Origin of the sequence: Spirillospora sp. NPDC049652, from assembly GCF_040675125.1 — a bacterium.
In the GTDB taxonomy this organism is placed as follows: domain Bacteria; phylum Actinomycetota; class Actinomycetes; order Streptosporangiales; family Streptosporangiaceae; genus Spirillospora.
In genome coordinates this window covers 1-9880 of the sequence record NZ_JBFAOF010000189.1, presented here as the reverse complement: position 1 = coordinate 9880, position 9880 = coordinate 1, and the positions used below count along the sequence as shown (strand labels likewise).

7 protein-coding genes are annotated in these 9880 nt (G+C 72.8%); 6 read left to right on the top strand and 1 reads right to left on the bottom strand.

Annotation, left to right across the window (positions count from 1 at the left end; genetic code table 11):
* From AB0J52_RS15265 to AB0J52_RS15240, 6 genes are all read left to right on the top strand, one after another.
* A partial coding sequence (locus tag AB0J52_RS15265) for a GTPase family protein (protein ID WP_500182198.1) occupies positions 1 to 1760 on the top strand: 1760 nt, incomplete at its 5' end.
* Positions 1757 to 3421, top strand: coding sequence for a P-loop NTPase family protein (locus tag AB0J52_RS15260; RefSeq protein ID WP_500182197.1), 1665 nt, complete (start codon positions 1757 to 1759; stop codon positions 3419 to 3421). The genes AB0J52_RS15265 and AB0J52_RS15260, both read left to right, overlap by 4 nt.
* A 149-nt stretch (positions 3422 to 3570) precedes the next feature.
* Entirely contained in the window at positions 3571 to 4044 is a 474-nt protein-coding gene (locus AB0J52_RS15255; protein ID WP_500182196.1) for a single-stranded DNA-binding protein, read from the top strand.
* Positions 4045 to 4964: 920 nt separating this feature from the next.
* Positions 4965 to 6254 carry a GGDEF domain-containing protein gene (locus AB0J52_RS15250; RefSeq protein WP_500182195.1) on the top strand — a complete coding sequence of 430 codons (1290 nt, stop codon included), beginning with the start codon at positions 4965 to 4967 and terminating at the stop codon, positions 6252 to 6254.
* Between the two features lie 299 nt (positions 6255 to 6553).
* Positions 6554 to 8218, top strand: coding sequence for an energy-dependent translational throttle protein EttA (ettA, locus tag AB0J52_RS15245; RefSeq protein WP_500182194.1), 1665 nt, complete (start codon positions 6554 to 6556; stop codon positions 8216 to 8218).
* Between the two features lie 226 nt (positions 8219 to 8444).
* The gene (locus tag AB0J52_RS15240) at positions 8445 to 8885 is read left to right on the top strand and encodes an acyl-CoA thioesterase (RefSeq protein WP_500182193.1); all 441 of its coding nucleotides are present in this window, start codon (positions 8445 to 8447) and stop codon (positions 8883 to 8885) included.
* A gap of 4 nt (positions 8886 to 8889) precedes the next feature.
* On the opposite strand, the gene AB0J52_RS15235 is transcribed toward AB0J52_RS15240, so the two are convergent.
* Complete coding sequence (locus AB0J52_RS15235; protein WP_500182192.1) at positions 8890 to 9729, bottom strand: alpha/beta fold hydrolase; 840 nt, start codon at positions 9727 to 9729, stop codon at positions 8890 to 8892.
* Positions 9730 to 9880: the final 151 nt, after the last annotated feature.

Below are 9880 nucleotides of genomic sequence, written 5' to 3'. Positions count from 1 at the left end.
GGAAGGCCGGCGAACGCCTGGTCGCGGCGGCGAGGGCCGCCGAGGCCGGCACCCTGCCCGGCGTCGGAACGCGCCAGGGCGACCTGACCCGCGCGCTGTCCGGCCTGCGCGACCAGCTCGGCGCGTTCGAGCTGGTCCTGGACGTGCCCGGGGTCGAGGAGGCCCGCGAGCAGCGGCTCGACCTGCGCAACCAGCTCGTCGACTACGCGCTGCCGCGGATCGAGGGCGCGAGCGCCCCGATGCTGGTCGTGCTCGGCGGATCCACCGGCGCGGGCAAGTCCACGCTGGTGAACACGCTGGTCGGTAGCCGGGTCAGCGCCACCGGCGTGCTCCGCCCGACGACCTCCAGCCCGATCCTGGTGTGCCACCCCGACCACGCCGAGTGGTTCCTGGAGGGGCCGCTGCTGCCCGGCATGGGCCGGGTGAAGGGCCCCGCCCCGGACGCGATCGCCGGCGACCAGCTCGTCGTGATCACCAGCGAGGAGCTGCCGCCGGGCCTGGCCCTGCTGGACAGCCCCGACTTCGACTCGGTCTTCGAGGACCACTACGAGTTCGCGACCAAGCTCATGGCCGCCGCCGACGTCTGGCTGTGCGTGGTCACCGCGTCCCGGTACGCCGACGCGATGGTCTGGCAGATGCTGGAGCGCGCCCGCGAGCAGGGCGCGACGATCGGCGTGGTGCTGTCCCGCGTGCAGGACGGCGCGGGCGCCGAGATCGTCGACCACTTCGGCGAGATGCTCGGCGAGCACGGCGTCGGCGACGCGCGCCGCTTCATCGTCCCCGAGACCCGGGTCGAGGAGAGCCGCCTCCCCGAGGAGGCCGTCGAGGAGATCCGCGCCTGGATGACCGGGATCGCCGAGGACCCCGACCACCGCCGCGTGGTGATCGGCGACACCCTCGGCGGCGTCCTGGACAGCCTGCGCACCCGCGTCCCCGAGCTGGCCGAGCACGTGAAGGCGCAGGTCGAGGTCCGCGGCGAGCTGGCCGGGCTGGTCGACTCCGCCTACGGCGGCGGCCTCGCCGAGCTGGACGAGGCCACCCGCAACGGCTCGCTGCTGCGCGGCGAGGTGCTCGCCCGCTGGCAGGACTTCGCCGGCACCGGCGACCTGCTGCGCTCGCTCCGCACCCGCCGCAACAAGCTCGGCTTCGGCCGCCGCACGTCCCGCCGGCACCGCAGCCCGGCCCGGGTGCGGGCGCTGAAGGGCGCGCTGCGCGGCGGCCTGGAGTCGCTGATCGTGGCGGCCGCCGAGCACGCCGCCGAGCAGGCCGTGACCGCCTGGCGCGAGCACCCGGCGGGCAGGCAGGTGCTGGCCGGGTCGGCGGTGCCGGGCCTCGGCGAGGTCTCGCCCGAGCTGGCCCGCCGCGTGTCGCGCGCGGTCAGCTCCTGGCAGGACCACGTGCAGGAGCTCGTCCGCACCGAGGGCGTCACCAAGCGCTCGGTCGCCAAGATCGTCTCGTTCGACACCGAGGCCCTGGCGCTCGTCCTGATGATCGGCCTGCTCGGCTACGGCACGTCCGAGGTGAACGTCGAGGGCGGCACCAGCGCCGTCCCGCAGCGGCTGCTGAAGGCGCTGTTCGGCGCGGAGTCGCTGCGCGGCATGGGCGCCAAGGCCCGCGCCGACCTGCGCAGCCGGATCGCGATGCTGTTCGACGAGGAGGGCCTGCGGTTCGGGCAGGCGCTCGACGCCGCCGGCATCCCCGACGAGACCGTCCCCGTCCGGCTCTACCAGGCCGTCTACAACCTCGAGGTAGCCCGATGACCACCTCGGCTCCGCCGCCCGTCGCGGCCCCGCCGCCGGACCTTCTGGGCGTCCCCGGCCTCACCGCGCGGCTGGACGCGCTGGACCGGATCACCACCGCCGGCGCCGGCCGCCTCGACGCCGCCCTGCTCGACGACGCCGCCGTCCTGCTCGACCGCGCCGGGCAGCGCCTGCGGCTGTCGGGCGACCACACCGTGGTGACGCTCGCGGGCGGCACCGGCAGCGGCAAGTCCTCGCTGTTCAACGCCCTGTGCGGGCTGGAGCTGTCGCCGACGGGCATGCGCCGTCCGATGACGTCCCGCGCGCACGCGTGCGTCTGGGGCCTGGACGGCGCGGGCCCGCTGCTCGACTGGCTCGACGTCGACAAGCGGCACCGCTACGCCCGCGCGTCCGCGCTGGACCTGCAGCGCGCCGACGACTCGCTCCAGGGCCTGGTCCTGCTGGACCTGCCCGACCACGACTCCATCCAGGCCATGCACCGCGCCGAGGTCGACCGCTTCGTCACGGTCGCCGACCTGCTGATCTGGGTCGTCGACCCGCAGAAGTACGCCGACGCCGCGCTGCACCGCAACTACATCGTCCCGTTCGCCAAGCACGCGGGCGTGACGCTGATCGTCCTGAACCAGATCGACCGGCTCGCCCCGGACGAGGTGGCCGAGTGCGTGACCGACCTGCGCCGCCTGCTGGAGGCCGAGGGCCTGGCCAAGCCGCGCATCGTCACGACCTCGGCGGTGTCGGAGGAGGGCGTGCGCGGCCTGCGCGAGGTCCTCGTGGACACCGTCGCCGCCCGCCAGGTCCGCAGCGACCGCCTGGTCGTGGACGTCACCGACATCGGTGAGCGCTTCGTGCCGTACAAGGGCGACAGCGAGCCCCCGACCGCGGTCGACGAGCCGCACCGGGACGGCCTCAAGCGCGCCCTCACCGACGCCGCCGGGGCCCCGGCCGTGGCCGAGGCCATGGAGAGCGCCTACGAGCTGCGCGCCGCCGACTTCATCGGCTGGCCCGTCCTGTCGATGATCGCCCGCCTCCGCAGCGACCCCCTGCGCCGCATGCGCCTCGGCGAGCTGCGCGAGGAACTGCGCGGCGCCTTCACCGGCCCGACCGGCGCGCAGCAGGGCGAGGTCGACACCGCCCTCCTGGACGTCACGGACGGCATCGTCACCGGCCTCCCGCCCGCCTGGGCCCGCTCGGTCCGCGCGGCCGCGCGCCGGCACGCCGCTGACCTGCCGGAAGAGCTCGGCGAGGCCATGAAGGAGGCGCTGCCCGACTTCAACCAGGTGCCGCGCTGGTGGTGGCTGGTCAAGACGTGGCAGTACTTCCTGGTGCTGGTCTCCGTCCTCGGCCTGGCCTGGATCGGCCTGCTGGTCGCCTACGGCGCGGCCCACGTGGCCAAGGCCCCGAGCGGCTGGGTGGGCGAGGCCGGCCTGATCCCGTACGTGGCCGTCCTGGTGGTCTGCACGCTCGGCATGGGCTGGCTGACCACCGCGACCTGCCGCAACCTGGTGGCCCTGTCGTCCGCCAAACACGGCGAACGCATGGAACGCCACATGCGCGACCGCATCGCGGTCGTGGCCGAGCAGAAGGTGCTGGAGCCGATCACCGAGGAACTGGCCCTCTACGCCGCCTTCCGCGACGACGTGGACCTGGTCCGAGGCGCCTGACCCGCCCGAGGGAACTCCGCCCACCCCGATAGGCGAAGTTATCCACAGCTAGCTCCGCGACTTTCGCACTCTCCTCACCCTCCGCGATCGTGGTGTGCGGAAGCGTCACAAGGACGCCTCCGCACACCACGACACACCGGAGGTTCCCGATGAACGAGGCCCAGATCACCGTCATCGGCTGGGTCGCCGACACCCCGCAGTTCCTGGTCACCGCGAACGGCACCCCGTACCTGTCCATGCGCCTGGCCTGCACCCCGCGCCGCTTCGACCGCGGCACCGGGCAGTGGGCGGACATCGAGACCATGTTCCTGACCGTGAACTGCTGGCGCGGCCTGGCCGAGAACGTCAACGCCTCGGAGTTCGCGCGCGGCCACCCCGTGATCGTCACCGGCCGCCTCCGCATCCGCCAGTACGAGCGGGACGGCCAGTGGCGCTACTGCGCCGAGATCGAGGCGACCACGCTCGGCCACGACCTGTCCCGAGGCACCGCCGCCTTCCGCGCCGCGTCCCGCTCCAACTCCCTCACCGACTCCGACCGCCGCGAGGCCCAGGAGATCTCCGACCTCTTCGCCCTCACCGGCGACCAGACCCCCGAGGAGGCAGCCGAGGCAAAGGCCGCCTGACCCACAAGAAAGCCGACCCCCTTGCAAGGCCGGGCCCCACCGGGCCCGGCCACCCCGGGGGCCTGCGTGCCGGGGCGCTCGGCACGGACACGTGGACTGTGGGCGGGGTGGTCGGGGACGGCAGGGGGGACTGGCGGTTGGGTCGGGGTCATGCCGCTTGCGGCCGGTGAACGAGTCGGAACGCGGATTCGTCTTAAGGGAAAAGGGGACAACGCGGCGGGGGCCGCGCCCTCGGGGGCAAGTCGCCGACGCGCTCATCTCACGGAGCAACCCCGTGGGGCTCAAGGGCGGGCGCGTGGGGAAACGGGAGCACGGCGACGGGCCTTAGGCGTCGGACGGGGGAGTTGAACGCACTGGACAACGCGAGCGGACGGGCCGACGCGGCACATCGGCCGACGGGGGAGAGGGCGACCGCTCAGGCCGCCACCGGGGACGGACGGGTTCGGAAGGCGATCGGGCGTGGAAGTGGCCCGGCGGGCGCGCGGTCGGCCGGAGTGGGCGGTCCGCTACGGCGGAGCGGCCCGTTCGGGGAGGGCACGGCCACCGGGCCGGGCGGTCTCGCAGAGGCCGGGACGCTAGCCGGAACGGGAACCGTCGCGAGGGATCATGCCGTCGCGGGCGGTTCGGTCCGGTGCGGCGCGGGCCTCTGCCTGGATGGTCGCCCGCCGCGAAGAGCCTTCGCGGCGAAGGCGCGCGGTCGCTGTGCGACCGCCGTGCGCAGGGTCCAGAGGTCTAGACCCAGGAAACGCCGCGCATGGTGGATTCCCCCTCCGGATGTGCGGGGGACCGCGGAGCCCGCGGCCCCTGTGGGTGACCACGGTGGCCGCCCACCTGTTGAAGTACCGAAGCTACCGGTTTCCGGCGCACTCCGCACACGTTGCAACTATCGTGTTACACAACGTGATGCATAGGGGGGAAGGATGACGGCAGTGCAGTCGTCCGCCGAGGACCGAGGTGGCGAACTGACCCACACGTCCCGGCGCCCAGGGGGATCCGGGCGGCCGTCCTTGCTGGCCGTCTACGTCCCGGCGGTGGTGCTGCTGCACCTGGCGCTGACCGCCGCGGGGCTCTGGCGCACCTCGTTCCGGATAGAAGATCTACTGACATTTGTCGCACTGTTGGCATGTGGCGGGGTCTGCATCGAGGCCTCCCGCCGGCTCGGCATGCCGGCGGGCGTCGCCCGCGACCTGCTGTCGGCGTGGTGGCTGCCGGTGGCGCTGCTGCTGCCGCCGGTGTACGCCCTGCTGATCCCGATCCCGCTGCAGACGTGGCTCCAGTTCCGCGTCCGCCGGACGCTGCTGTACCGGCGGGTCATGGTGACCTCGGCGCTCGGCCTGGCCGGGGCGTGCGCGAGCGTGGTCTTCCACTCGGTGGTGCCCGAGCCGCTGGCGGACGGGCCCGGCTGGGTCGTCGACGGCTATCCGGGCATTCCGGTCGCGATCGCCTGCGCGGCCCTGTTCACCGTCCTCAACACCGGCATCGTCGCCGTCGCCGCCCACGCGGCCGCGCCCGAGGCGCGCTGGCGCGACGTCCTCTGGAACCGCGAGAGCCTGCTGCTGGACGTGGTGGAGCTGTGCGTCGGGGTGATCGTCACGATCACCAGCGCGGTGGCCCCGGCGCTGCTGCTGCTCGCGCTGCCCCCGGTCGTCCTGCTGCAGCGCAGCCTGATGCACCAGCAGCTCCAGGCCGCCGCCCGGACCGACGCCAAGACCGGCCTGCTGAACGCCGCCGCCTGGCAGCGCGAGGCGGACGCCGAGCTGTCCCGCGCGCACCGGACCGACGAGGCGCTGGCCCTGCTCCTGATCGACATCGACTACTTCAAGAAGGTCAACGACCGGCACGGCCACCTGGTCGGCGACCAGGTGCTGATCGGGGTCGCCAGCACCCTGTGCGGCCAGGTCCGCGACTACGACGTGGTCGGACGGTTCGGGGGCGAGGAGTTCGTCGTCCTGCTCCCCGGCGCCGACACCGTGGAGGCGTGCCGTATCGCCGAACGTCTGCGCGGCCGCGTCCGCCGCCTGGCCGTCCCCGCCGAGACCGGCACCGTCGCCGTCACGGTCTCGGTGGGCGTGGCCCTCCTCCACACCCACGGCTCCGACCTCATCGAACTCCTCGCCGCCGCCGACCTGGCCCTCTACCGGGCCAAGGAGTCGGGCCGAGACCGCGTCTGCCTCCCCGCCCTGGAAGCCTCCCGCCCCTCCGAAGACTGACCCCGCCCCCCCAACAACCCCACCTTGCAACCCCCACCCCCTCCGGCGGGCTGGCCCCTCGCCACGCCGACCGGCCTCGCGAGAGCGTGGGCGGTGAGGGAAGCGCCGTCTTGCGTGTTGCGGCTCGCGGAGGGAGAGGCGGCCAGGGGGCCTTGTTGGGGGCAGGTCCGGCCTGGAGAGGTCTGGGGGCGGGGTGGGAGGTCGGGAGGGGTGGATGGGATGGGTGGGTTCGGGTGGGCGGGGGCGGGGCCCGGGAGGGTGCGACGAACGGTGCTCAGGACCCAATAGGCTTGAGGATTATGGCCGAGTACATCTACACGATGCAGCGTGTGCGCAAGGCACATGGCGACAAGGTCGTCCTGGACGACGTCACCTTGCACTTCCTGCCCGGCGCCAAGATCGGCGTGCTGGGCCCGAACGGCACCGGCAAGTCGACGCTGCTGCGGATGATGGCCGGTCTGGAGCAGCCGTCCAACGGCGACGCCAAGCTGATGCCGGGGTTCACGGTGGGCATCCTGCAGCAGGAGCCGCCGCTGAACGAGGAGAAGACCGTCCTCGGCAACGTCGAGGAGGGCGTCGCCGAGACCAAGGCGATGCTCGACCGGTTCAACGAGATCGCCGAGCAGATGGCGACCGACTACACCGACGAGCTGATGGCGGAGATGGGCAAGCTGCAGGAGCAGCTCGACCACCGCAACGCCTGGGACCTGGACTCCCAGCTCGAGCAGGCGATGGACGCCCTGCGGTGCCCGCCGCCGGACGCCGACGTGACCAAGCTCTCGGGTGGTGAGCGCCGCCGCGTGGCGCTGTGCAAGCTCCTGCTGGAGGCCCCCGACCTGCTGCTGCTGGACGAGCCGACCAACCACCTGGACGCCGAGTCGGTCAACTGGCTGGAGCAGTTCCTCGCCAAGTACGAGGGCACCGTCCTCGCCGTCACCCACGACCGGTACTTCCTGGACAACGTCGCGACGTGGATCCTGGAGCTGGACCGGGGCCGCTGCCACCCCTACGAGGGCAACTACTCCACCTACCTGGAGAAGAAGGCCGAGCGGCTCAAGGTCGAGGGCAACAAGGACGCCAAGCGCAAGAAGCGCCTGGAGGACGAGCTGGAGTGGGTCCGGTCGAACCCGAAGGCGCGCCAGACCAAGTCCAAGGCCCGTCTGCAGCGGTACGAGGAGATGGCCTCCGAGGCCGCCAAGACCCGCAAGCTGGACTTCGAGGAGATCCAGATCCCGCCGGGCCCGCGCCTGGGCAACACGGTGATCGTCGCGGAGAACCTCACCAAGGGCTTCGGCGACCGGGTCCTGATGGACGGCCTGTCCTTCAACCTGCCGCCGAACGGCATCGTCGGCGTCATCGGCCCGAACGGCGTCGGCAAGACCACCCTGTTCCGCATGATCGTCGGGGAGGAGCAGCCGGACACCGGCAAGCTGCGCCTCGGTGAGACCGTCCAGGTCTCGTACGTGGACCAGGGCCGCGGCGGCATCGACCCGGACAAGACGGTCTGGCAGGTCGTCTCGGACGGCCTGGACCACATCAACGTCGGCCAGGTCGAGATGCCGTCCCGCGCCTACGTCGCCGCGTTCGGGTTCAAGGGCCCGGACCAGCAGAAGCCCGCGGGGGTGCTGTCCGGTGGCGAGCGCAACCGGCTGAACCTCGCGATGACCCTCAAGCAGGGCGGCAACGTCCTGCTGCTGGACGAGCCGACCAACGACCTGGACACCGAGACGCTGTCCAGCCTGGAGAACGCCCTTCTGGAGTTCCCCGGCTGCGCCGTGATCACCTCGCACGACCGGTGGTTCCTGGACCGCATCGCCACGCACATCCTGGCGTGGGAGGACGGCTCGAACTGGTTCTGGTTCGAGGGCAACTTCGCCGACTACGAGAAGAACAAGATCGAGCGTCTGGGCGCCGACGCGGCGCGTCCGCACCGCGTCACCCACCGCCGCCTCACCCGCGACTGACCGAGCGCGTGCCGGGCGAACCCCTCGCCCGTCCGCCGCGGTCCGCCAGGAAGCGCCGCGTCCCCACCGGGACGCGGCGCTTCCGCTTTCCAGCCCCCCGACTTCCGCTCTTCCCAGCCCCATGGCCAGAGCCACCCCGCCCGCACCCCGCCGTGAAGGGGTGGGGCGGGGTGGCGGGTAGCATCGGCGCGCGGATCCATCATCGACGGACGAACCTGGCGAGGACATGCAGAGCGGTGACGAGCGGCCCACGGCGGACTTCCGGCACGTCTACGAGTTCCACCTGAGGTTCGGCGACATCGACTCGCAGGGCCATGTGAACAACGTGAAGTTCCTCGGCTACCTCGAGGACGCCCGGCTGGAGATGTTCCACGGCGACCCCGTGCGCAAGGGCGAGGAGCCGATCCGCGGCATGGTGGTCGCGCGGCACGAGATCGACTACGTGACGCCGCTGCTGCCGACCGTCCACCCCGTCCGGGTGGAGACGTGGATCACCCAGGCGCGGGGAGCGTCGTTCACGCTGTCCTACGAGGTGCGGGACGACGAGAACGTGTACGCCCGCGCGACCTCGGTGCTCGTGGCGTTCGACGTGGAGAAGAACAGGCTGCGGCGCTTCACCCCGTACGAGCGCGACTTCCTCGCCCGCTACCGGCCCCCGGCCGAATAGCGCGTCATCGTGCCGCTTCCGCGAGGCCGGTCGCGGCGGCGTGGCCGTCCAGGATCTCGGTGAAGGCGCGGACGAACAGTTCGGGGTCCTCGAAGGGCAGGCCGTGCCCGCCGGGGACCTCGACCAGGCGCGCGCCCGCGATCGCCTCGGCGAGGAAGCGCTGGTGGTGGGGCGGGACGACGCGGTCGTCCGCGCTCGAGAGCACGACGGTCGGCGCGGTGATCCGGGGGAGCAGGCCGGTGATGTCGACGGCGATGTCGGTCTCGATCTGGCGGAGGTAGCCGTCCGAGGCGGCCTGGAGCGCCTGGGTGAAGCCGTCCGTCGCCGCCTGGAAGTCGGCGGCGGTGCGGGCGCGCAGGGTGGCGTCGCCCATGGCGGTGCACTGGAGCAGGCGCGCCTGGAGACCGGGGTCGACCCGGGTGAGCCGGGCCCAGAGGTCGAACTGGAAGGCCATCCAGGGGTCGGTCTCGGCCCAGGCGGCGTGCGCGGTCAGGGACAGGACGCGGTCGGGCGCGGTCGCGGCGGCGGCGGTGGCGACGGTCCCGCCGAGGGAGTGGCCGGCGAGGTGGAAGCGGTCCAGCCCGGCGTCGGAGGCCGCGCCGAGGACCTGCCTGACCAGGTCGTCCAGCAGGATCGGGCCGCCGGGGTCGCGGGTCGCGCCCGCGCCCGACAGGTCCGGCGCGACGATGGTGAAGCGGTCCGCGAGGGCGTCGATGAGCGGCCCCCAGTTGCCAGGGCCGTCCGCGCCGGTGCCGTGCACGAGGACGAGTCCGGGGCCGGTGCCCGTGCGCAGGTAGTTGACGGTGCTGGGGCCGGTGCTGAGCTGGACGTCGACGGTGGGCATGAGGGTTCCTTTCAGAGGGCGGGTTCGGCCACCGCGCGCCCTTCGGCGGCGGTGGAGGCGGAGGCGGAAGTCGAGGAGGCGGAGACGGGAGCGGGAGCGGCGAGGGGAGGGTCGGAGCGCTGGTCGTCGCCCGGCTCCTGCGCCCCGCCCC